Origin of the sequence: Sinomonas halotolerans (genome assembly GCF_039615075.1) — a bacterium.
In the GTDB taxonomy this organism is placed as follows: Bacteria; Actinomycetota; Actinomycetes; order Actinomycetales; family Micrococcaceae; genus Sinomonas; species Sinomonas halotolerans.
Genome location: NZ_JBDFRB010000011.1, coordinates 18,653 through 39,204, shown reverse-complemented (window position 1 = coordinate 39,204; position 20,552 = coordinate 18,653). Strand labels below are relative to the sequence as shown.

Annotated in this window: 19 protein-coding genes and 1 tRNA gene; 12 read left to right on the top strand and 8 right to left on the bottom strand. The window is 71.7% G+C overall.

The window, feature by feature from the left end; all coding sequences use genetic code 11:
* The first annotated feature begins 9 nt into the window (after positions 1–9).
* Together ABCQ75_RS12200 and ABCQ75_RS12195 are read left to right on the top strand one after the other, a co-directional pair.
* Positions 10–1,008: a metallophosphoesterase gene (locus ABCQ75_RS12200; protein ID WP_345885645.1), complete on the top strand. Its 999-nt coding sequence runs from the start codon at positions 10–12 to the stop codon at positions 1,006–1,008.
* 89 nt (positions 1,009–1,097) lie between these two features.
* A tRNA-Pro gene (locus tag ABCQ75_RS12195) sits at positions 1,098–1,174 on the top strand.
* 313 nt (positions 1,175–1,487) lie between these two features.
* Here ABCQ75_RS12195 and ABCQ75_RS12190 read toward each other — a convergent pair.
* Entirely contained in the window at positions 1,488–1,652 is a 165-nt protein-coding gene (locus tag ABCQ75_RS12190; RefSeq protein ID WP_345885644.1) for a hypothetical protein, read from the bottom strand.
* A gap of 213 nt (positions 1,653–1,865) precedes the next feature.
* Here ABCQ75_RS12190 and ABCQ75_RS12185 point away from each other — a divergent pair, with 213 nt between their 5' ends.
* Positions 1,866–3,131 carry a helix-turn-helix domain-containing protein gene (locus ABCQ75_RS12185; RefSeq protein WP_345885643.1) on the top strand — a complete coding sequence of 422 codons (1,266 nt, stop codon included), beginning with the start codon at positions 1,866–1,868 and terminating at the stop codon, positions 3,129–3,131.
* A gap of 29 nt (positions 3,132–3,160) precedes the next feature.
* Here ABCQ75_RS12185 and ABCQ75_RS12180 read toward each other — a convergent pair whose 3' ends face one another.
* On the bottom strand, positions 3,161–4,087 hold the full coding sequence (locus tag ABCQ75_RS12180) for a phosphoribosylaminoimidazolesuccinocarboxamide synthase (protein ID WP_345885642.1): 927 nt from the start codon (positions 4,085–4,087) through the stop codon (positions 3,161–3,163).
* On the bottom strand, positions 4,087–5,403 hold the full coding sequence (gene purD, locus ABCQ75_RS12175; protein ID WP_345885641.1) for a phosphoribosylamine--glycine ligase: 1,317 nt from the start codon (positions 5,401–5,403) through the stop codon (positions 4,087–4,089). The genes ABCQ75_RS12180 and purD overlap by 1 nt, the downstream gene beginning before the upstream one ends.
* Positions 5,404–5,541: 138 nt before the next feature.
* Here purD and ABCQ75_RS12170 point away from each other — a divergent pair, with 138 nt between their 5' ends.
* Both ABCQ75_RS12170 and ABCQ75_RS12165 read left to right on the top strand, forming a co-directional pair.
* The gene (locus tag ABCQ75_RS12170; protein WP_345885640.1) at positions 5,542–6,552 is read left to right on the top strand and encodes an asparaginase; all 1,011 of its coding nucleotides are present in this window, start codon (positions 5,542–5,544) and stop codon (positions 6,550–6,552) included.
* Positions 6,553–6,578: 26 nt separating this feature from the next.
* Complete coding sequence (locus ABCQ75_RS12165) at positions 6,579–7,007, top strand: sterol carrier family protein (RefSeq protein ID WP_345885639.1); 429 nt, start codon at positions 6,579–6,581, stop codon at positions 7,005–7,007.
* Positions 7,008–7,032: 25 nt separating this feature from the next.
* Here the strand turns inward: ABCQ75_RS12165 and ABCQ75_RS12160 are convergent, their stop codons facing one another.
* A complete protein-coding gene (locus ABCQ75_RS12160) occupies positions 7,033–7,797 on the bottom strand; it encodes an SDR family oxidoreductase (protein ID WP_345885638.1) in 765 nt (254 codons plus the stop codon).
* Positions 7,798–7,925: 128 nt separating this feature from the next.
* Between ABCQ75_RS12160 and aceE the strand changes: the two genes are divergently transcribed.
* Together aceE and ABCQ75_RS12150 are read left to right on the top strand one after the other, a co-directional pair.
* The gene (gene aceE, locus ABCQ75_RS12155) at positions 7,926–10,703 is read left to right on the top strand and encodes a pyruvate dehydrogenase (acetyl-transferring), homodimeric type (RefSeq protein WP_427916094.1); all 2,778 of its coding nucleotides are present in this window, start codon (positions 7,926–7,928) and stop codon (positions 10,701–10,703) included.
* 148 nt (positions 10,704–10,851) lie between these two features.
* Positions 10,852–11,514, top strand: a complete 663-nt coding sequence (locus ABCQ75_RS12150; protein WP_345885636.1) for a DUF6766 family protein — start codon at positions 10,852–10,854, stop codon at positions 11,512–11,514.
* Positions 11,515–11,580: 66 nt separating this feature from the next.
* Here the strand turns inward: ABCQ75_RS12150 and ABCQ75_RS12145 are convergent, their stop codons facing one another.
* Both ABCQ75_RS12145 and ABCQ75_RS12140 read right to left on the bottom strand, forming a co-directional pair.
* The gene (locus ABCQ75_RS12145) at positions 11,581–11,727 is read right to left on the bottom strand and encodes a hypothetical protein (RefSeq protein WP_345885635.1); all 147 of its coding nucleotides are present in this window, start codon (positions 11,725–11,727) and stop codon (positions 11,581–11,583) included.
* Between the two features lie 161 nt (positions 11,728–11,888).
* Complete coding sequence (locus tag ABCQ75_RS12140; RefSeq protein ID WP_345885634.1) at positions 11,889–12,644, bottom strand: IclR family transcriptional regulator; 756 nt, start codon at positions 12,642–12,644, stop codon at positions 11,889–11,891.
* Positions 12,645–12,843: 199 nt separating this feature from the next.
* Here ABCQ75_RS12140 and ABCQ75_RS12135 point away from each other — a divergent pair, with 199 nt between their 5' ends.
* The 5 genes from ABCQ75_RS12135 (at position 12,844) to ABCQ75_RS12115 (ending at position 19,155) form a co-directional block, all read left to right on the top strand.
* Positions 12,844–14,226, top strand: a complete 1,383-nt coding sequence (locus ABCQ75_RS12135; protein ID WP_345885633.1) for an NAD(P)-dependent malic enzyme — start codon at positions 12,844–12,846, stop codon at positions 14,224–14,226.
* Positions 14,227–14,259: 33 nt separating this feature from the next.
* Positions 14,260–15,858, top strand: a complete 1,599-nt coding sequence (aceB, locus tag ABCQ75_RS12130) for a malate synthase A (protein ID WP_345885632.1) — start codon at positions 14,260–14,262, stop codon at positions 15,856–15,858.
* Positions 15,858–17,237, top strand: coding sequence for a DUF6986 family protein (locus tag ABCQ75_RS12125; protein WP_345885631.1), 1,380 nt, complete (start codon positions 15,858–15,860; stop codon positions 17,235–17,237). Before aceB ends, ABCQ75_RS12125 begins: the two co-directional genes overlap by 1 nt.
* Positions 17,238–17,261: 24 nt before the next feature.
* Entirely contained in the window at positions 17,262–18,074 is an 813-nt protein-coding gene (locus ABCQ75_RS12120) for a bifunctional allantoicase/(S)-ureidoglycine aminohydrolase (RefSeq protein WP_345885630.1), read from the top strand.
* A 142-nt stretch (positions 18,075–18,216) separates the two neighbouring features.
* On the top strand, positions 18,217–19,155 hold the full coding sequence (locus tag ABCQ75_RS12115; protein WP_345885629.1) for an MFS transporter: 939 nt from the start codon (positions 18,217–18,219) through the stop codon (positions 19,153–19,155).
* A gap of 1 nt (position 19,156) precedes the next feature.
* Here ABCQ75_RS12115 and ABCQ75_RS12110 read toward each other — a convergent pair whose 3' ends face one another.
* Both ABCQ75_RS12110 and ABCQ75_RS12105 read right to left on the bottom strand, forming a co-directional pair.
* Positions 19,157–20,086: a GGDEF domain-containing response regulator gene (locus tag ABCQ75_RS12110; protein ID WP_345885628.1), complete on the bottom strand. Its 930-nt coding sequence runs from the start codon at positions 20,084–20,086 to the stop codon at positions 19,157–19,159.
* Positions 20,083–20,457, bottom strand: coding sequence for an Hpt domain-containing protein (locus tag ABCQ75_RS12105; RefSeq protein WP_345885627.1), 375 nt, complete (start codon positions 20,455–20,457; stop codon positions 20,083–20,085). The genes ABCQ75_RS12110 and ABCQ75_RS12105 overlap by 4 nt, the downstream gene beginning before the upstream one ends.
* Between the last annotated feature and the right edge of the window lie 95 nt (positions 20,458–20,552).

Genomic DNA, 20,552 nt, shown 5'->3' with positions numbered 1-20,552 from the left:
CCGGCCCCGATGAGCGGACAGGACCTGATGGCGGCCGCCCCGGCGGGACCAGTCCCACGCGGCGCCGCCCAGCGGCTGGGCGCCGCCGTGGCCCGCGGTGCGCGGCGGACCGCGATCGTCGCGGGCCTCGGCGCGAGCGCGGGCCTCGCGGCCGCCGCGTACGGCTGGTGGGAGAAGGACCAGTTCGGCCTCCGCGAGGAGACCGTCCCTGTGCTCCCCCCGGGCGCGCGGCCGGTCCGCGTCCTGCACCTGAGCGACATCCACTTCGTGCCCGGCCAGGACAGGAAGGCGCGCTGGCTCGCCGGACTGGCGGACCTCGAGCCTGACCTCGTGGTGAACACGGGGGACAACCTCAGCCACACCGACGCGGTCCGCCCGCTCCTGTCCGCTCTGGGCCCGCTGCTGCGGATCCCGGGCGTGTTCGTCCCGGGGTCGAACGACTACTACGCCCCGATCCTGCGCAATCCCGCCGCCTACTTCCTCGGTCCCTCCAGCCGCACGCCCCTCCCCCGGCGGGTCGAGCTCGACTGGCGCGCGCTGTTCGCGGGCTTCGGCGCCTCCGGCTGGGTCAACCTCACCAACCGTGCGCAGTCGCTCCAGTTCAACGGGGTCCGCTTCGACTTCTCCGGCGTGGACGATCCGCATCTCGGCCGCGAACGCTACGCCGACTGGCCCCGCGGCGCCTCAGGCCATGAGGCCAAGCCGCACGTGAAGGTGGCCGTGGCCCACGCGCCCTACCAGCGCGTGCTGGACCATTTCACGGACGCCGGCGCGCACCTCATCCTCGCGGGGCACACGCACGGCGGGCAGCTGTGCATCCCCGGGTACGGCGCGCTCGTCTCCAACTGCGACCTCCCCACGTGGAGGGCCAGAGGCCTCACGGAGTGGCAGAACGGCTTGCGCACGACGCCGCTCAACGTCTCCGGCGGCATCGGCACGTCGCGCTTCGCACCGGTCCGCATCGCGTGCCGGCCCGAGGCCGTCCTGCTGACGCTCATCGGCCGCTGAGGCGAGGGGACCGCCGATCCGGATTTCGTCCTGCGCAGGCGATCGGGTACTCTAGTGGAGTTGCTTCGGGGACTGCCCGGGCAGCGGATCGGGATGTAGCGCAGCTTGGTAGCGCGCTTCGTTCGGGACGAAGAGGTCGCAGGTTCAAATCCTGTCATCCCGACCATGCAGGGCCCCGTGGCGCCAGACGCTGCGGGGCCCTTCTGCATGCACGGACCCCTCGACGCTGCCGGAGGTCCTTCTCGCGCGGACATCGAGAGGGGGGGGGGGGGGGGCGCCCCCCCCCCCCCCCCCCGCGCCCCCCCGCCCCACCACCCCACCCGCGCCGGGTGGTCTGCCGCGCGCTCCCATCGCGGGGCCCCCCGGGCAGCCGCCGGGGGCGCCTCTCGCGCAGGCAGCATGCTCAGCCTCAGAGCGCTGCCTGCCTGCACAGGACTGCGACCATGGCCGCCGCAGCCTGGACCGTCATGGGATCGCGGCTACACGCCGTCGGCAGGCTCCGACATCGGATCCGGCCAATTGCCGATCGCCGTCGGGGCGGACATAGGATCCGGCCAATTGCCGATGGCCGTCGGGGCCACCGCCACACCGGAGAGGGCCAGCGAGCCGCCGAGCGCAAGCGCGGCGATAATCTTCTTGAGCATGATCGTGTCCTCGGATGATTTCAGTCCCGAAGACTTTTCGGGACGGGTGCGTCGTGTCGGGCAGGGCGTGCTTTGTCATGGTTGACATTCAAAGTAAAATGTTTTCTACATTGGCTGTCAAGCAATCGGCACTTAAGCACGGGCTTCGAACGGTTCAGAAGAAGGACATTGAGACACATCGGCAGGGAATGCCGTCAGGGCCAGGAGGTCACCGTGGGGAGTGGATTCGGCGAGAAGCTGAGGGCCGAGCGCCTCGAGCGCGGGCTCACGCAGGCCGAGCTCGGGAAGAACCTCTATTCGCCGAGCTATATCTCGCTGCTCGAGACCGGCCGCCGCGAACCCACCGCCGAGGTCATCCAGGAACTCGCACGGCGCCTCCAGCTCGCGCCCAAGGCCCTCGAGGCCTGGAGCCAGCCGGTGAGCGCGAATGATGCCGAATACGTCCTGGCCGGGCTCTATGCCCGTCAGGCGTGGGACCTCCGTGACTATGCGCAGGCAGCCACCCACGCCGCGACCGCCGCGCAGTTCGCCTTGGACGGGAAGAACAACAGCGCATGGTGGAACATGACGTACATGCAGGCGGAATGCCTCATGAAGCAGGGCGAACTCGCCGAATGCCAGCGCATTGTGCAGCACCTTCTCGAGCACCCGATTGTGGCGGAGTCCAAGGGCCTCGCGGTGCGGGCCCGCCAGATGCTCGCCGCGGTGTGCCACGGCCTCGGACAGCTCAGCACGGCGATCGAGCACGCCCGCGAGGCGGTCCGTCTCGGCTCCGAGCTCCCGGACGGCTCCACGATCTACGTGGGCGCGCTGCGGGCCCTCATCGGCGCCCTGGCCGAGAGCGGGCGGCTCGAGGAGGCCTGGGAGCACTGCCTCGTGCTCGGCACGCTCGTGGACGGGGAGGCCATGGGCCAGCTCGCGGGCGAGGTCGAGTGGGTGATCGGCAACGTGGCGTTCATGCGCGCGGACTACGAGGAAGGGGTCAGGCACCACGAGCGCGCGGCCCATCTCCTCTCCCCCGCGAACGACATCGAGCTCTGGGCCCGGTTCAACAAGGCCTCGGCAGCGGTGCGCCTCTCGGGCGGGATCATCGAGCCCAGCACGCTGGCCGCGATCGAGCGGGCCGAGCTCGCGCTGAGCATCGTCGGCGGCTCGCGCACGGAGGAGCTCGAGGTCAGCTTCATCCGCGCCCGCTGGCTGTACCTCAATGGGGACATCGCCCAGGCGATCGAACTCCTGCGCACCATCCACGCGGAGAAGTCCGTGCTCGGGCGCCATACCGCCGGGGAGGTGGCGCTCCTGCTGGGCCGCGCCCTCAAGGCGATGGGCGAGCCGGAGGAGGCACTGGAGATGCTCAAGGACGCCCGTGAGCAGTTCAGCTACGCGGGCGCCTCGGACAAGGTCCAGCAGACCATGGACGCCATCCTCGAGATCCGCCTCGCCGCCCAGCGCGCCGAGCAGGCGGCCCAGACTCGCTGAGCAGCCTGCCGGCCGGACCGCCCGGACTCTCAGGCGAAGGCGCGGCCCGTGAGGCGCTCGTAGGCCTCGACGTAGCGGGCCCGGGTGCGCTCGACGACGTCGGCCGGCAGAGCGGGCGGCTCGTCGCCCGAGGACCGGTCCCACCCGGACTCGGCGGAGGTCAGCCAGTCGCGCACGTACTGCTTGTCGAACGAGGGCTGTGCGCGGCCCGGCTCCCACGTGGAGGCGTCCCAGAAGCGGGACGAGTCCGGGGTGAGCACCTCGTCGCCGAGCGTGATCTCGCCCGTCACGGGGTCGAGCCCGAACTCCACCTTCGTGTCCGCCAGGATGATCCCCCGCTCGCGGGCGATCCCCTCGGCCTCCCGGTAGATCGCGAGGGTGAGGTCGCGCAGACGGGCGGCGGCGTCGTCGCCCACCATCCCGGTCACGTCCTCGTAGGTGATGTTCTCGTCGTGCTCGCCCACCTCTGCCTTGGCGGACGGCGTGAAGACCGCCTCGGGCAGGCGCGAGCCGTCCTCGAGGCCCTCGGGGAGGCGGATCGCACAGACGGTGCCGTGCTCGCGGTACTCCGCGAGGCCGGAGCCGGTGAGGTAGCCGCGCGCGATGCACTCCACCGGGTACATCTCGAGACGGCGGCAGACCATGGCGCGGCCCACCACCTCGGCGGGGACCCCGTCCTCGACGGTCGTGCCGAGCACGTGGTTCGGCACGGAGAGCTGCTCGAACCACCACAGGCTCAGCTGCGTGAGCACGCGGCCCTTGTCCGGGATGGTGCTCGAGAGCACGTGGTCGTACGCGGAGATGCGGTCGCTGGCCACCACGAGGACGGCGTCCGGGAACGCCTGCTCGTCCTGTGGCTCGTAGAGGTCGCGCACCTTGCCCGAATAGACATGGGTCCAGCCCTCGAGCACCGGCGCCTGTGCGGCGAAGCCCTTCGACGCGTCGAATGCCGCCATCACTGCGCTCCTGCCGTGCGTGCCGCGTGCCGGCCTGCCGGCCCGGGGACCGTCACCTCGCCGCGCTCGGCGCGGGCGCCGATGTCCCGGCGGAACTGCCCGCCGTCGAGCGTGATGAGGTCCATGCCCGCGTAGGCGCGCTGCCGCGCCTGGGCGAGCCCGTCGCCGAGCCCGACGACGGCGAGCACGCGCCCGCCGGCGGAGACGACCTTCCCGTCCTCGGCGAGCCTGGTGCCCGCGTGGAGCACGTGCACGCCCTCGACGGCGGCGGCCTTCTTGAGGCCCCTGATGCGGTCCCCCGTGCGCGGGGTGTCCGGGTAGTCCTTCGACGCGAGCACGACGGCGACGGCGGTCTCGGGCGACCAGCGCAGCTCCTCGGCGCGGTCCAGCCGCCCGGTCGCGGCCGCGAGCAGCAGCGCGCCGAGCGGGGTCCTGAGGCGGGCGAGGACCGCCTGGGTCTCCGGGTCGCCGAAGCGCGCGTTGAACTCGATGACGCGCGTCCCGCGGGAGGTGAGGGCGAGGCCGCAGTAGAGGACGCCGACGAACGGCGTGCCGCGCTGGGCCATCTCGTCCACGGTGGGCTGGGCCACCCGCTCGATGACCTCCTCGACGAGGGTCTCGGGCGCCCACTCGAGGGGCGAGTACGCGCCCATGCCGCCGGTGTTGGGCCCCTGGTCGTCCTCGCCGATGCGCTTGAAGTCCTGGGCCGGCTCGAGCGGGACCACGGTCTTGCCGTCGGAGATGACGAAGAGGGAGACCTCGGGGCCGTTGAGGTACTCCTCGATGACCACGGAGCCGCCGGCATCGAAGCACGCCTGGGCGTGGGCGATGGCTGCCTCGCGGTCCTCCGTGACGACGACGCCCTTGCCTGCGGCGAGCCCGTCGTCCTTGACCACGTAGGGCGCGCCGAACGCGTCGAGGGCGTCCGCGGCCTCCTCGGCGGTGGTGGCGACCCGGGCCATCGCGGTGGGGACCCCGGCCTCGGCCATGACCTGCTTCGCGAACGCCTTGGAGGCCTCGAGCTGCGCGGCCGCCCGGCTGGGGCCGAAGACCGGGATCCCGGCCTCGCGCACGGCGTCCGAGACGCCTGCGGCGAGCGGCGCCTCGGGCCCGACCACCACGAGGTCCACGCCGAGCTCCTGCGCGAGGGCGGTCACGGCCTCGGGGCTGTTGGCGTCGATCGCATGGGTCGGGACGACCTGCGCGATCCCGGCGTTGCCGGGCGCTGCATGGACCTCAGTGACACCGGGATCGGCCAGCAGGGAGCGGACAATGGCGTGTTCGCGGCCGCCGGGGCCGATGACGAGAACCTTCACGTGCCAAGGGTATCCGCCGGGCCCTGCGCGGCGCACTCTGCCCGGTTCACAGATGCGCACTGCAGAAGCCGCGACAGAACGGGCCGCTGCGCGCCCTGTCTCCCGGGCCTGCGCCCCGTGCCTGCTTACACTTCAGGCATGGCCCCCCACGCAACCTTCTCGGCGGATGCAGCCGTCGAGCTCGCCGTCATCGAGCGCAGCGGCTTCATCGAGTCCCGCCACATCGGCTCAGCGATCGTGCTCGCCGGAGACGGCACCGTGGTGACGGAGCTCGGGGACGTGCGCACCCCTGTGTTCGCCCGCTCCACCCTGAAGCCCTTCCAGGCACTCGCCTCGATGCGGGCCGGGGTCCCGCTGCGCGGCGCCCAGGTGGCGCTCGCATGCGCGTCCCACGTGGGCTCCATGGACCACATGGACGTGGTGGAGGGCATGCTCACGGCGGCCGGACTGCGCGAGGAGGACCTCCAGTGCCCCGCTGACTGGCCCTCGGACGAGAACGCCCGGACGTGGCTCGTGCGCTCGGGCCGGGGCCGCAGCCGGCTGGCCTTCAACTGCTCGGGCAAGCATGCCGCCTTCCTTTGGGCGTGCACGGTCAACAGCTGGGACCGCGGCAGCTACCTCGAGCCCAACCACCCTCTGCAGCAGCGCGTGCGCTCCGCGATCGAGGAGTATGCCGAGGAGCGGGTCGCGCACCTCGGGATCGACGGCTGCGGGGCACCCGTCGCGGCGCTCTCCCTCGCGGGCCTCGCACGTGCTTACTCGCAGCTCGCGACCTCGCCCGGCAACCCGTTCGCGGACGCCCGCGCGGCCACGATCGCGACGTCCATGCTGGACTACCCGTGGGCCGTGCAGGGTGTGGGGCGCGAGAACACGGTGGTGATGGACGAGCTCGGGATCATCGCCAAGCTCGGCGCCGAGGGCCTGCTCGTGCTCTCTACCCCGCAGGGCGCGACCGCCGCCGTCAAGATGCTCGACGGCAACGTCCGCGCCACGACCCTTGTGGGCCTCACCATGCTCGCGGCCGCCGACGCCGTGGACATCCCGGATGTCGCGCGCGTCCTCGAGAGCGTCGTCACGCCTGTGCTCGGGGGCGGGCGCCCGGTGGGCCGGATCCGCCTCGGCGGGGCCGTCGCCGCCCTGCTCGACTAGCTCCCGCAGCCCACAGGAGGTATCGCATGGCGTCACGCCGGAAGATCACGCACGACGCCGGCCGGGCGGCCCTCGCACAGTGGCTCGCCGCACGCTCCGGCGAGGCCGGCGCGACGGAGACGCGCGCGGCCGAGGCGGGTGACGGCGTCGTGCGCCCTCCGCTGGTGCTGCCGCGCACAGCGCTCGCGACCGCCGTCCGCTACACGCTCGAGGAGCTCGCGGCGCGCGCCCCGGGGAACTCGGTCGAGGTGCGGGTGCCGCCGTTCGGCGTCGCGCAGTGCGTCGAGGGGCCCCGGCACACGCGCGGCACGCCGCCGAACGTCGTCGAGACGGACGCCGAGACCTGGCTGGCACTCGCGACTGGCGAGCAGGCCTGGGCCGCGGCCGTCGGCTCGGGCAGGCTCAGCGCCTCCGGCACGCGGACGGACCTGAGCGAGTTCCTCCCGCTCGCGTAGGGCACGCCCGTCGCGCCGGGCCCCCTCAGCCCCGGCCGACGAACGGCATGCCCGCGGCCGTGATGAGGAGGTTGCCCACGGTCGCCTCGCGGGGCAGCGACGCCATGAACGCGACGGCGGCCGCGGCCTCCTCGACGGGGAAGGTGGGCTCCACGCGGCGCGTGCCGTCGGCCTGGAGGGCGCCCTCGCCGACCCCGAGCGCAGTCATGATCTCGGTCTGGGTGTTGCCGATGTCGATCTGCCCGCACGTGATCCCGTAGGGGCGCCCGTCGAGCTCGATGCTCTTGGTCAGGCCCGTGATGGCGTGCTTGGTGGTCGTGTAGGCGGCCGAGCGGGGCCGCGGGCTGTGGGCGGAGATCGAGCCGTTGTTGATGATCCGCCCGCCGGCCGGCTCCTGCGCCTTCATCGCGCGGAACGCGGCGGCGGCGCACAGGAAGCTCCCTGTCAGGTTCACGGCGACCGTGGACTCCCAGCCCTCGAGGCCGATCTCGCCCACGTCGCCTGCGGGGCCGAAGGTGCCGGCGTTGTTGAAGAGCACGTCCACGCGCCCGTAGGCCCGCACGGCCTCGGCGAAGAGGCGCTCGACGTCGGCTGGCCGGGTCACGTCGCACGGCACCACGAGAGCGGGGCCGGGCTGCGCGGCCGCCGTTTCCCGGAGCGCGCCCTCGCGCCGGCCCGCAAGGACGACGTTCCAGCCGTCCGCGAGCAGCCTCCGCGCCACCGCGCGGCCGATCCCGCTCCCCGCGCCCGTCACGACCGCAACGCGCGGCGCTTCTTCACTGGCGTTCATCGAGCCTCCGTAACTTGACGAGCGTCACTCGAGACGGGACGCTTGTTCTCACATCGTAGTATTCAATTTCCGAAATATGGAAGTTATCGAATGGGCGCGTGCGACCCGCGCGCAGGAACGAGGTTGACGTGTTGATTGGAGAGCCTACCCAGACGCTCGGCGGCTCGGCCCCGGCTCCTGCCCTGGACCGGGACCCGGAGGAGACGGCCGAGTGGATCGAGTCCTTCGACTCGCTCGTGGCGGAGCAGGGCACGGAGCGCGCCCAGTTCATGGTCAAGAACATCCTGCAGCGCGCGGGCGCGCAGAGCGTGGGCGTGCCGATGGTGCACACCACGGACTACGTGAACACCATCCCCGCGGACCAAGAGCCCGCCTACCCGGGCGACGAGGAGACCGAGCGCCGCTACCGCGCATGGATGCGCTGGAACGCTGCCGTAATGGTGCACCGCGCGCAGCGCCCGGGCATCGGGGTCGGCGGCCACATCTCCACCTACGCCGGCGCGGCCACCCTCTACGAGGTCGGCTTCAACCACTTCTTCCGCGGCAAGGACCACCCCGGCGGCGGCGACCAGGTCTTCTTCCAGGGCCACGCCTCCCCCGGCATGTACGCCCGCGCGTTCATGGAGGGCCGCCTGAGCGAGGAGGACCTCGACGGCTTCCGCCAGGAGAAGTCCCGCGAGGGCCACGCGCTCTCCTCCTACCCGCACCCGCGCCTCATGCCCTCCTTCTGGGAGTTCCCCACGGTGTCCATGGGCATCGGTCCCATGAACGCGATCTACCAGGCCCAGTCCAACAAGTACCTGCACAACCGCGGCATCAAGGACACCGCGGACCAGCACGTGTGGGCGTTCCTCGGCGACGGGGAGATGGACGAGCCCGAGAGCCGCGGCCTGCTCCAGCTCGCCGCCAACGAGGGGCTGGACAACCTCACCTTCGTGGTGAACTGCAACCTGCAGCGCCTCGACGGGCCGGTGCGCGGCAACGGCAAGGTCGTGCAGGAGCTCGAGGCCTTCTTCCGCGGCGCCGGCTGGAACGTCATCAAGGTCGTCTGGGGCCGCGAGTGGGACTCCCTCCTGTCCAAGGACCGAGAGGGCCACCTCGTCCGGCTCATGAACGAGACCCCGGACGGTGACTACCAGACCTTCAAGGCCGAGTCCGGCGGGTTCGTGCGCGAGCACTTCTTCGGCCGGACCCCCGAGACCAAGGAGCTCGTCGCGGACCTGGGCGACGAGGACATCTGGAACCTCAAGCGCGGCGGCCACGACTACTGGAAGGTGTACGCCGCCTACAAGGCGGCCACCGAGTTCAAGGGCAAGCCCACGGTCATCCTGGCCAAGACGGTCAAGGGCTACGGCCTCGGCTCCCACTTCGAGGGCCGCAACGCGACGCACCAGATGAAGAAGCTCACGCTGGCCGACCTCAAGGACTTCCGCGACTACCTGCAGATCCCGATCACGGACGCCCAGCTCGAGGCGGACCCGTACCGGCCGCCGTACTACCACCCGGGCATGGACGCCCCCGAGATCCGCTACCTCCTCGGCCGCCGCGCAGCCCTCGGAGGCGCGGTCCCCGAGCGCCGCAGCCGCCACGCGGAGGTGACGCTCCCGCCGTCGTCCGCCTACGCCGTCGCCGCACGCGGCTCGGGCAAGCAGCAGGCGGCGACGACCATGGCGTTCGTGCGCCTGCTCAAGGACCTCATGCGGGATGCGGAGTTCGGCCGGCGTGTGGTCCCGATCGTCCCGGACGAGAGCCGGACCTTCGGCATGGACGCGTTCTTCCCGACGGCGAAGATCTACAACCCGCACGGCCAGAACTACCTCTCGGTGGACCGCAACCTCGTCCTCGCGTACAAGGAGTCCCCAGCCGGCCAGCTCATCCACCCGGGCATCAACGAGGCTGGGGCGGTCGCGGCGTTCACGGCGGCCGGGACGTCCTATGCCACGCACGGCGAGCCGCTCGTGCCGGTCTACGTCTTCTACTCGATGTTCGGCTTCCAGCGCACCGGCGACTCCTTCTGGGCCGCCGCGGACCAGATGGCGCGCGGCTTCATCATCGGCGCCACGGCCGGCCGCACGACCCTCACGGGCGAGGGGCTCCAGCACGCGGACGGGCACTCCCCGATCCTGGCCTCGACCAACCCCGCGGTCGTCACGTGGGACCCGGCCTACGGGTACGAGATCGGGCACATCATGCGCGCGGGCCTCGAGCGCATGTACGGCGGCAAGCACACCGATCCCAACGTCATGTACTACCTGACCGTCTACAACGAGCCGATCGTCCAGCCGGCCGAGCCCGAGGGCCTCGACGTCGACGCGCTGCTGGCGGGCATGTACCGGCTTCCCGGCGGAACCGGCAGCGAGGTGGACGACGCCGTCGCGCGCCTTTCCGCCGACGCCCCCCGCGCGCAGCTGCTCGCCTCGGGCGTCGCGGTGCCGTGGGCGGTCGAGGCGCGCCGGATCCTCGCCGAGGACTGGGGTGTGGCGGCCGACGTGTGGAGCGTGACCTCGTGGACCGAGCTGCGCCGGGAGGGCCTGGCCGCGGAGGAGCAGGCCTTCCTGCACCCCGAGCTCGAGGCCCCCGTGCCGTTCGTGACCCGGCAGCTCGCCGGCACATCGGGCCCCGTCGTCGCCGTCTCCGACTATATGAAGTCCGTGCCGGACCAGATCCGGCAGTTCGTCCCCGGCGACTACGCGGTCCTCGGCGCGGACGGCTTCGGCTTCTCCGACACCCGGGCCGCCGCCCGTCGGTTCTTCAAGATCGACTCGCACTCCGTCGTCGCGCGCACGCTCCAGTCGCTCGAGCGCCGCGGCGAGGTCCCGGCCGGTGCCGCGCGCGAGGCGATCGAGAAGTACCGGCTCCTGGATGTCACCGCGGGCACGACCGGCAGCGCGGGGGGCGAGAGCTAGCCGCGCCCTCGCACAGGCTGCCACCGGCGGCCCTTCCAGGACAACGGGAGGGCCGCCGGCACCTTCTCCCGGTGCGTGATCCCGTGCGAGGCGGGTAGAAGACAGGCAGAACGCCCGGTCAGGGCCGACGCTGAGAGAGGACGCCACCGTGAAGAGATTCCTGAAGAACAACGGACTCCTGCTGGCCAACCTCATCCTGTTCCTCGCCTTCCTCGTGGGAACCGCGATCAGCGGGTGGCACCAGTACAACGAGGACCAGCTGGCCCACGGCCAGGCCATCGAGACCCTCGGGGGCTACATCACGAGCGGGGCCTTCATGGAGGCCGTCTTCGAGAACTGGGAGTCCGAGTTCCTGCAGATGGGCATGTACGTCGTGCTCACGGCGTACCTGTACCAGCGGGGCTCTTCGGAGTCCAAGCCGCTCGGGAAGCCTGCGGAGCAGGACCAGGACCCGCGCACGGCCGAGGTCAACCCGGACACCCCGTGGCCGGTGAAGAAGGGCGGCTGGGTCCTGGCCGTCTACGAGCACTCGCTCTCGGCGCTCTTCTTCATCCTCTTCGCCCTCTCGTTCATCCTGCACGCAGTCGGCGGCGCCGAGGACTACAGCTCGGAGCAGGCGGCCCATGGCGAGCCCGGCGTGACGGTCTGGGAGTACCTCGCCACGAGCCGGTTCTGGTTCGAGTCGTTCCAGAACTGGCAGAGCGAGTTCCTCGCCGTGGCCGTGATCGTCGGAGCGTCCGTCTTCCTGCGCGAGCGGCGCTCGGCCGAATCGAAGCCGGTAGCCGAGCCGCACTACTTCACGGGCGCCTGATCCACTGGCCGCCTGAACAGGCCGCCCACTGCGCGCGGGCGACGGAGAGGGCCGTGGGCCTTCCTCTCAGTCCGCCGGCGCGGCGAAGATCCGCAGGAGCCGCCGGAGCGGCGGGTCCTGCGGCTCGCGGCGCACCGAGAGGTCTGGGTCGATGTTGGACACCTGCGGGATGTAGGCGGCCTGCACGGCTGGAGTGGGCTCGCTCGTGGGCATCGGTCTCCCCTTCCCCTTGCGTGTCACCTCCGAGATAGTTTCCACTATCTGAAAGTTTTCTCTTGTCATACGAAATGGTATGCCAGATTCACAGGAAGAGGCAAGGGTCGGACGTGTCCGATCAAGGGTCGCGCGAGGGGCCCGCGGGATGGGCAGGCCGGCTAGGCCCTCGCAAGCTCGCCCGAGATGGCCGCTGCAGCCTCCCGCAGGAGGGGGACGGCGCGGTCGCCGAAGGACTCGTCGACGCGGGAGACGGGGCCCGAGACAGAGATCGCCGTGGGCGTCGGGGCGCCGGGCACGGCCATGGAGAAGCAGCGCACCCCGATCTCCTGCTCCTGCTCGTCGATTGCATAGCCGCGCTCGCGGATGCCGGCCAGGTCCTCGAGGAGCCGGTCGATGTCGCCGATGCTGTGCGCAGTCGGAGTCGGCATGCCGGCACGGGCCACGATCCCGCGGACCTGCTCGTCGTCCAGCTGCGCCAGGATCGCCTTCCCCACGCCCGTGTCATGCGTGTGGGCACGGCGGCCCACTTCCGTGAACATGCGCATGGCGTGGGGCGAGGGGACCTGGGCGACGTAGATGACCATGTCCGAATCGAGGACGGCCATATTGGACGTCTCCCCGAGGCGGTCGACGAGCATCTTCAGCTGCGGCCGCGCGAGCGCGCCGAGCTGCTTGTTGGCACCCTCGCCCAAGCGGATGAGGCGCGGGCCGAGCGCGTACCGACGGCTCGGCAGCTGCCGCACGTACCCGAGGGACACGAGCGTCCGGAGGAGCCGGTGGATGGTCGGCAGCGGGAGCTCCGTGGAGGACGAGAGCTCGCTGAGCGTGACGTCCCCGCCCGCGTCCGTGATGAGCTCGAGCAGTTCGAAGACACGCTCGACCGACTGGACGCCGCCTGAAGCCTTCTCGGCCATGGGCCCTCCTCGGGTGCAGGAGCTGCACCGGCAATAAATTATCCGCATGCCGGAAAACTCCGGTCTGAATCACGATACAGCACGGCCTCCGGGACTGCGGACGGCACTCGCGAGGACTTGCTTTTTCCGATATGCAGAGAATAATATCCGTACTACGGAAAACGTCTCAGGCGGAAGCCTCTCACCCAAGGATGATTCAATGGCGAGTCCCAGCCCCGGCAACTCCATCACCCTGCGCGTCAGCGCCCCGAGCCGCATCAGCATCACCGGCGAGCTCGCGACCGCCGTCGCCGCAGCTGGTGCACCCGTCACGGCCCTGGACATCAGCGAATCCCATCACGAGCAGCTCGTCGTGGACATCACATGCAACACCACGTCCGAACAGCACGCCGAGGAGGTCGCCGCTGCCCTCGAGGCGCTCGACGGCGTGAGCGTCCGCAAGGTCTCGGACCGCACGTTCCTCATGCATCTCGGCGGCAAGCTCGAGGTCGTCCCCAGGGTGCCACTGCGCAACCGCGACGACCTCTCGCGCGCCTACACGCCCGGCGTCGCGCGCGTCTGCCGCGCGATCGCCGAGAATCCGGACGACGCCCGCCGCCTGACGGTCAAGCGCAACACGGTGGCGGTCGTGACCGACGGCACCGCGGTCCTGGGCCTGGGCAACATCGGCCCTGCCGCCGCGCTGCCGGTCATGGAGGGCAAGGCGGCCCTGTTCAAGCAGTTCGCCAACGTCGACGCGTGGCCCGTGTGCCTCGACACCCAGGACACCGAGGAGATCATCAGGATCGTCAAGGCGATCGCCCCCGTGTACGGGGGCGTGAACCTCGAGGACATCGCCGCACCGCGCTGCTTCGAGATCGAGTCCCGCCTCCGCGAAGAGCTCGACATCCCCGTCTTCCACGACGACCAGCACGGCACGGCCATCGTGACCCTCGCTGCCCTCGTCAACGCGCTCAAGATCGTCGGCAAGAGCATCGAGGACGTCCGGATCGTCGTCTCGGGCGTCGGCGCGGCGGGCAACGCGATCATCCAGCTCCTGCAGGCCCAGGGCGCGCGGAACATCGTCGCGTGCGACCGCCGGGGCGCGATCCACTCCGGGCAGGACCACACCGACGCCCACCGCGCATGGATCGCGGAGAACACCAACCCCGAGGCCTTCTCTGGGACGCTCGTCGAGGCGCTCAAGGGCTCCGACGTGTTCATCGGCGTCTCCGCCCCCAACCTCTTCGGCCCCGACGAGGTCGCCACGATGGCCGAGGACGCGATCGTGTTCGCCATGGCCAACCCGGACCCCGAGACGGACCCGGTGGCCGCCGCCGAGCATGCCGCCGTAGTCGCGACCGGCCGCAGCGACTTCCCCAACCAGATCAACAACGTCCTCGCCTTCCCCGGGGTGTTCCGCGGGCTGCTCGACGCTGGCGTCGCGGACATCACCCCTGCGATGCTGGTGGCGGCAGCCGGCGCCATCGCAGCCCGCGTGTCCGACGAGGAGCTCAATCCGAGCTTCATCGTCCCGAGCGTCTTCGATCCGCACGTGGCCCAGGACGTCGCCGCCGCCATCGTCGCCGCGGTCAACGCATAAGCCGCCCACCACAGACTGCAGAAGGAGCCTGGCATGGCCATCCACGTGACCGATCCGATGCCTGTCCCCCGCGCCGACGGAATCCTCACGCCCGCCGCCCTCACGTTCATCGAGCAGCTCCACCGGCACTTCGCCGGAGAGCGCCGCGCACGGCTCGCAGCCCGCAGGGAGCGGCGGCTCAAGGCCGCCCGCACCGGCCGGCTCGGGTTCCTGCCCGAGACCGCGCACATCCGCGCGGACGACTGGAAGGTCGCGCCCGCGCCCGAGCCCCTCCAGGACCGCCGCGTCGAGATGACCGGCCCCGCGAGCCCGGCCAAGATGGCCATCAACGCGCTCAACTCGGGGGCCAAGGTGTGGCTCGCGGACATGGAGGACGCCTCGAGCCCGCACTGGGGCAACGTCGTCGACTCCATCCTGAACCTGCGCGACGCGGCCCGCGGCACGCTCTCCTCCACCGGGCCCGAGGGCAAGGAGTACCGCCTGCGCACCGACGCGCCGCTCGCCGTCGTCGTGACCCGTCCGCGCGGCTGGCACATGGACGAGCGGCACATCCTGATAGACGGCGAGCCCGCCATCGGCGCGCTCGTGGACTTCGGACTGCACTTCTTCCACGTGGCCAAGCCGCTCATCGAGTCCGGCCGCGGCCCCTACTACTACCTGCCGAAGATGGAGAGCCACCTCGAGGCCCGCCTGTGGAACGAGGTGTTCGTGTTCGCGCAGGACTACCTCGGCATCCCCCAGGGCACCATCCGGGCCACCGTCCTCATCGAGACGATCCCCGCCGCGTTCGAGATGGACGAGATCCTCTACGAGCTGCGCGACCACGCCTCCGGCCTCAACGCCGGCCGCTGGGACTACCTGTTCAGCATCATCAAGTACTTCCGGGACGCGGGCGAGCAGTTCACGCTCCCCGACCGCGCCTCGGTGGCCATGACGGCCCCGTTCATGCGCGCGTACACCGAGCTGCTGGTCAAGACGTGCCACGCCCGCGGCGCCTTCGCGATGGGCGGCATGGCCGCGTTCATCCCCAACCGCAGGGACCCGGAGACCACCGCCGCGGCGGTCGAGAAGGTCCGCGCGGACAAGACCCGCGAGGCCAACGACGGCTTCGACGGCTCGTGGGTCGCCCATCCCGACCTCGTCTCCACCTGCAGGGAGGTCTTCGACGCGGCGCTCGGGGACCGGCCGAACCAGCTGGACAGGCAGCGCCCTGAGGTGGCCGTGACCGCCGAGCAGCTCCTCGACGTCGCCTCCGCGTCCGGCGAGGCGACCGAGGCGGGACTGCGCCTCAACCTCTACGTCGCGGTCGCCTACACGGCCGTGTGGCTCTCGGGCAACGGCGCCGTGGCGATCCACAACCTCATGGAGGACGCCGCGACCGCCGAGATCTCGCGCTCCCAGGTGTGGCAGCAGATCCACAACGGGGTCGTCCTCGCGGACACGGGCAACACGGTCACCCGGGAGCTCGTCGAGCGGCTCCTGGGCGAGGAGACCGAGCGCCTGCGGGGCGAGGTGGACGCCGAGGCGTTCGAGGCGTACTACGCGCCCGCCAGCCGCCTCATCGCGGACATCTGCCTCTCGGAGGACTACACGGACTTCCTCACCACCCCGGCCTACGAGCTGGTGGGCTGATGGGCCAGGCTCCGATCCCCACCGGCCGGCCCACTCCCGTCTTCACCGACTCGGACTTCGAGAGGCTCGACGCCGGCCTGGCCGACACCGACCGTCTGCTCGCCAAGGGCTACCCCGGCGACTCCGGCACACGCCAGCCCGTCCACACGGTGTACGTGCCGGCGGACCGCTTCGCCCCCTCGCTCCCGGCGGAGTGGGGCGAGGCGGCCCTCGCCGCGGCCGAGGAGGCCGGCGGCGTCCGTGGCCTCGCCGAGCTCGTGGGACTGCCGCCGGAGCTCGCCGCGGAAGTGGCCCCGCGCGTCGAGGACAAGCTGCGCACCGAGCCCATCGAGGACCTCCGCATCGACTTCGAGGACGGCTACCTCGCCCCGGCGAAGGCGGCCGCACTGCACGGCGGTGCCGGTGGCGATGCCGACGCTACCGAGGACGCCGAGGCCCTCAGGGCGGCAGACGCCGTCGTGCGCGCCGCTTCCGGCAGCGCGGGACAGCCGGGAGGCACGACGCCGTTCATCGGCATCCGCTTCAAGTGCTTCGAGGAGGCGACCCGCCGGCGCGGGCTGCGCACGCTCGAGCTGTTCGTCTCGCGGCTCGTCGAGGCGGGCGGCGGCCCGGAGTCGCTGCCCGACGGGCTGGTCCTCACGCTGCCCAAGGTCACGACCGTGGACCAGGTCCGGGCGATGGTCTACGCGGTGGAGCGCCTCGAGTCCGCGCTCGGGCTGCGCCCTGGCCGCCTCGGGTTCGAGGTCCAGGTCGAGACCCCCCAGCTCATCATCGGCCCGGACGGCTCGCACCCGGTCGCGCAGCTCCCCCACAGGGCCGTCGGGCGCATCACGGCGCTGCACTACGGCACGTACGACTACTCGGCTTCCCTCGGGATCGCCGCCGCCTACCAGTCCATGGAGCACCCCGCGGCGGACTTCGCCAAGGAGGTCATGCAGCTGGCCGTGGCCGGGACCGGCATCCGCCTCTCGGACGGCTCCACCAACGTTCTCCCGGTGGGCGGTCCCGACCAGCGGGCAGACGCCTGGAGGCTCCACGCCCGGCTCGTGCGCCGATCGCTCGAGCGCGGCTACTACCAGGGGTGGGACCTGCATGCCCACCAGCTGCCCACGCGGTACATCGCGACCTACGCCTTCTACCGCGAGGGCCTGGCGGCCGCCACTGCCCGCCTGCGCAACTACGTGGACCAGACCCCGGGCGCCGTCCTGGACGAGCCGGCCACGGCCCGCGCACTCGCCGCGTTCGTGCTGCGCGGCGTGCAGTGCGGCGCGGTGGGCGGGGACGAGGTCCTCGCCGCGGCCGGCCTGGCCGAACCCGAGCTGACGGCCCTCGCGCATCCGCGCCTGGCGCAGCAGCTCCCCGCTCCCCTTTCCCACTGACCGACTGACCGATCCGAGGATTCCATGGGCAAGTACTACTCCCCCGAAGGCGGCCTCCCGCCGCAGACCCACCTGACCACAGAGCGCGCCATCGTCACCGAGGCGTACACCGTCATCCCGAAGGGCGTCCTGACGGACATCGTCACGTCCAACCTCCCGGGCTTCACGAACACCCGCTCGTGGATCATCGCGCGCCCCATCTCCGGCTTCGCGACGACGTTCTCCCAGCTCATCGTCGAGATCGGCCCCGGGGGTGGCGCGCCCAAGGCCGAGTTCGAGGCCGGCGTCGAGGGCGTCGTGTTCGTGGTCCGGGGCACCGTGAACCTGACCCTGAACGGCGAGGCCCACACGCTCGAGGAGGGCGGCTACGCCTACCTCGCCGCAGGAGACGAATGGGGCCTCGAGAACGTCTCCGACGCCCCCGTCTCGTTCCACTGGGTCCGCAAGGCGTACGAGCGCCTCGAAGGCTACGAGGCCAAGAGCTTCGTCACCTCGGACACCGAGGTCGAGCCCCGCGAGATGCCGGATACCGAGGGCGTCTGGAAGACCACGCGCTTCGTGGACCCGGACGACCTCGCCCACGACATGCACGTGAACATCGTGACGTTCCAGCCCGGCGGCGTGATCCCGTTCCCCGAGACCCACGTCATGGAGCACGGCCTGTACGTCCTGGAGGGCAAGGCCATGTACCTGCTCAACAAGGACTGGGTCGAGGTGGAGGCCGGCGACTTCATGTGGCTGCGCGCCTTCTGCCCGCAGGCCTGCTACGCGTCCGGCCCGGGCCAGTTCCGGTACCTCCTCTACAAGGACGTCAACCGCCAGGTGAAGCTCACCTGAGGCGCCGCGGGCGCCGTCACCTCCGTGCACCCGGGTGGGCAGGGACTAGCGTGGGGACTGCCATGACGTCCCTTCCCCCGCTGCCGTGGGCGGTGCTGCTGCACGCGGTGTTCCTCCAGCTCTCGGCGTACACCGTGCGGACGTGTGGTGGCTCCTGGCCTGGAACACGGTGCTCGGGCTCGGGCACCTCATCAGCCTGCTCGGGGAGCAGAGCCGCATCGCGCGGAGCCGCTCCGGCAGCGGAGGGCGGAGCCTCGACTCCCTCTTCGGCATCTACACGTTCGCCGGATCCCTGGGCCAGGCCCTCGCCCCGGCCCTCCTGGCCGTGGTGGGCGGGAGCGCGGTGCTGCCCGCGACCGGCCCGCTCTTCGGCTGGTACCTCGCGGCCGCCGTCGGCGTCCTCGCCGCGACGGCCGTCATGGTGGCGAGGCCGCGCGGCGGGCGGGCCGGCCGCACTGGCGGGGAGCCCGGCGTCGTGCGCGGACCGGACGGCGGGACAGCGCCCGCGCCGCGGCTGCGCGATGCCCTCGCCGGGAACCCCGCCGCGCGCCGCCCTCTCGTCTCCTCGATCGGCGTCTCGATGATGGTGCTGTGCGCGATCGACCTGCTGCAGGTGTACCTGCCGGCTCTCGCGGTCGAGCGCGGCGTCCCGGTGGCTGCCGTAGGTGCCCTCCTCACGCTGCGCGCCGTCGCGACCATGGCCTCGCGCCTCGTGCTGGGCCGGCTCGTGCTGCGGCTCGGGCGGCCGCGGCTCATCCTGTGGGCCACCGCGGCCGGCGCTCTGGCCGTGGCCGCCGTCGCGGTGCCGCTGCCGGTGTGGGCGCTCGGCGCGGTGCTCGCGGTGGCCGGATACGCGCTCGGGATCGTGCAGCCGCTCACCATGACCGTCGTCTCGCTCTTCGCCCCGCCCGGGACGCGGCTCGCCGCGCGCATCACCGCGAACCGTCTCGGGCAGACCGCCATCCCTCCTGCCGTGGGGCTCCTCGCGGGGACCCTCGGTGCGGCAGGGGTCTTCGCCGCGACCGGTCTGGCCCTCGGCGCCGCGGCCGGGGCGTGGAAGGCCGTCCAGCCGCGCCGGTGACTCAGCGGCCGGTCCGGTCCGCGTCCTCGCTCAGGGCCACGGTGTTGCGCCCTGCCGCCTTGGCGGCGTAGAGGGCCCGGTCCGCCTCTGCGAGCATCGTGTCGAGGTCGGGGCGGTGGCCCTGGGTATAGGCTGACGCGCCCGCGCTGACGGTGACGACGCCGGCCGGGCTGCCCGAGTGCGCGATCGCGAGGGCCTCGATCGAGGCACGGGCGCGCTCCGTGGCGGCCTTCGCCCCGGCCCACGACTGGTTCGGGAGGACCAGCAGGAACTCTTCGCCGCCGAACCGGTACACGCCGTCGCCCCTCCGGCTGCCGCCCGCGAGCGCGGCCGCCACTTCCTGCAGCACGCGGTCGCCGGCCTGGTGCCCGTACGTGTCGTTGTACTCCTTGAAGCGGTCGACATCGCACATGGCCAGAGCGTAGTCCTGCCCGTACCGCTCGGCGCGCTCGTGCAGCGTGTCCAGGTCCTCGGTGAGCTTGAGGCGGTTCGGCAGTCCGGTGAGAGGGTCGGTCCTCGCCTGCTCGGAGAGCACCGCGCGGTACCGGGCGAGCTGGGCGTGGAGGCTCGTGACGCGCTGGGCGACCAGGAGCCGCGAGTGCAGGACGAAGGGATCGAGGGGCTTCGCCACGTAGTCGTCTGCCCCGGCCTCGAGCCCGGCGAGGACGTCCTCGCGGGCGTTGAAGGAGGTCAGGACCATGAGGTACGTGTAGGCCTCCTGGCCGTGCGCGCGGATGGCACGGCACAGCTCCAGCCCGTCCATCCCCGGCATCACGAGGTCCGTCACGACCACGTGGGGCTCGTACCGCTGGAACATCTCCCACGCCGAGTCGCCGTCGTCGGCCACGAGGCATTCATGGCCGGGCCGCTCCACCGCAGCCTGCGCCACGAGGCGGGATCCGGGGTCGTCGTCCACGACCAGAACTCTCACTGTCCTTCCTCCTGCACCTGTCCTAGGTCCTCCTGTATCCGGTCGAGCTCCTCGTCCACGCGTGAGAGCTCGGCCTCGAGGCGGTCGAGCGCGTCCTCGCCGGGCGCCCCTCCCGAGCGGCCGGCCGCCTCGAGCTCGGCGCAGAGGTCGGCCACGCGCGAGGCCCCGATGTTGGCGGCCGAGCCCCGCAGCCGGTGGGCCGCACGGAACAGCGGTTCGCCCCCGCCGTCGGCCGCCGCCGCCCGCAGGTCCCGCAGTCCCCACTCCGCCTCGTGCCGGAAGGCCTCCGCCGTGGCCGGGAGCAGGCCCTGCCCATCGGCGGGGCCGAGCTCCCTCAGCACGGCGATCCGCTCCGGATCGAGGGCAGGCACGGGGGCGGGAGCCGACGGCGTGTCCCCGGCCGCCGGAGCCGGGGACACGCCGTCGGTCGCCCCCCCCCCGGGGGGGGCGGGGGCCCCCCAAACGG

What these genes read in the sequence shown, in the direction of transcription:
- ABCQ75_RS12200 (WP_345885645.1), top strand. Translation starts at nt 10, where the DNA reads ATGAGCGGACAGGACCTGATGGCGGCCGCCCCGGCGGGACCAGTCCCA.
- ABCQ75_RS12190 (WP_345885644.1), bottom strand. Translation starts at nt 1,652, where the DNA reads ATGCTCAAGAAGATTATCGCCGCGCTTGCGCTCGGCGGCTCGCTGGCC.
- ABCQ75_RS12180 (WP_345885642.1), bottom strand. Translation starts at nt 4,087, where the DNA reads ATGGCGGCATTCGACGCGTCGAAGGGCTTCGCCGCACAGGCGCCGGTG.
- ABCQ75_RS12170 (WP_345885640.1), top strand. Translation starts at nt 5,542, where the DNA reads ATGGCCCCCCACGCAACCTTCTCGGCGGATGCAGCCGTCGAGCTCGCC.
- ABCQ75_RS12165 (WP_345885639.1), top strand. Translation starts at nt 6,579, where the DNA reads ATGGCGTCACGCCGGAAGATCACGCACGACGCCGGCCGGGCGGCCCTC.
- ABCQ75_RS12160 (WP_345885638.1), bottom strand. Translation starts at nt 7,797, where the DNA reads ATGAACGCCAGTGAAGAAGCGCCGCGCGTTGCGGTCGTGACGGGCGCG.
- ABCQ75_RS12145 (WP_345885635.1), bottom strand. Translation starts at nt 11,727, where the DNA reads ATGCCCACGAGCGAGCCCACTCCAGCCGTGCAGGCCGCCTACATCCCG.
- ABCQ75_RS12140 (WP_345885634.1), bottom strand. Translation starts at nt 12,644, where the DNA reads ATGGCCGAGAAGGCTTCAGGCGGCGTCCAGTCGGTCGAGCGTGTCTTC.
- ABCQ75_RS12135 (WP_345885633.1), top strand. Translation starts at nt 12,844, where the DNA reads ATGGCGAGTCCCAGCCCCGGCAACTCCATCACCCTGCGCGTCAGCGCC.
- aceB (WP_345885632.1), top strand. Translation starts at nt 14,260, where the DNA reads ATGGCCATCCACGTGACCGATCCGATGCCTGTCCCCCGCGCCGACGGA.
- ABCQ75_RS12125 (WP_345885631.1), top strand. Translation starts at nt 15,858, where the DNA reads ATGGGCCAGGCTCCGATCCCCACCGGCCGGCCCACTCCCGTCTTCACC.
- ABCQ75_RS12120 (WP_345885630.1), top strand. Translation starts at nt 17,262, where the DNA reads ATGGGCAAGTACTACTCCCCCGAAGGCGGCCTCCCGCCGCAGACCCAC.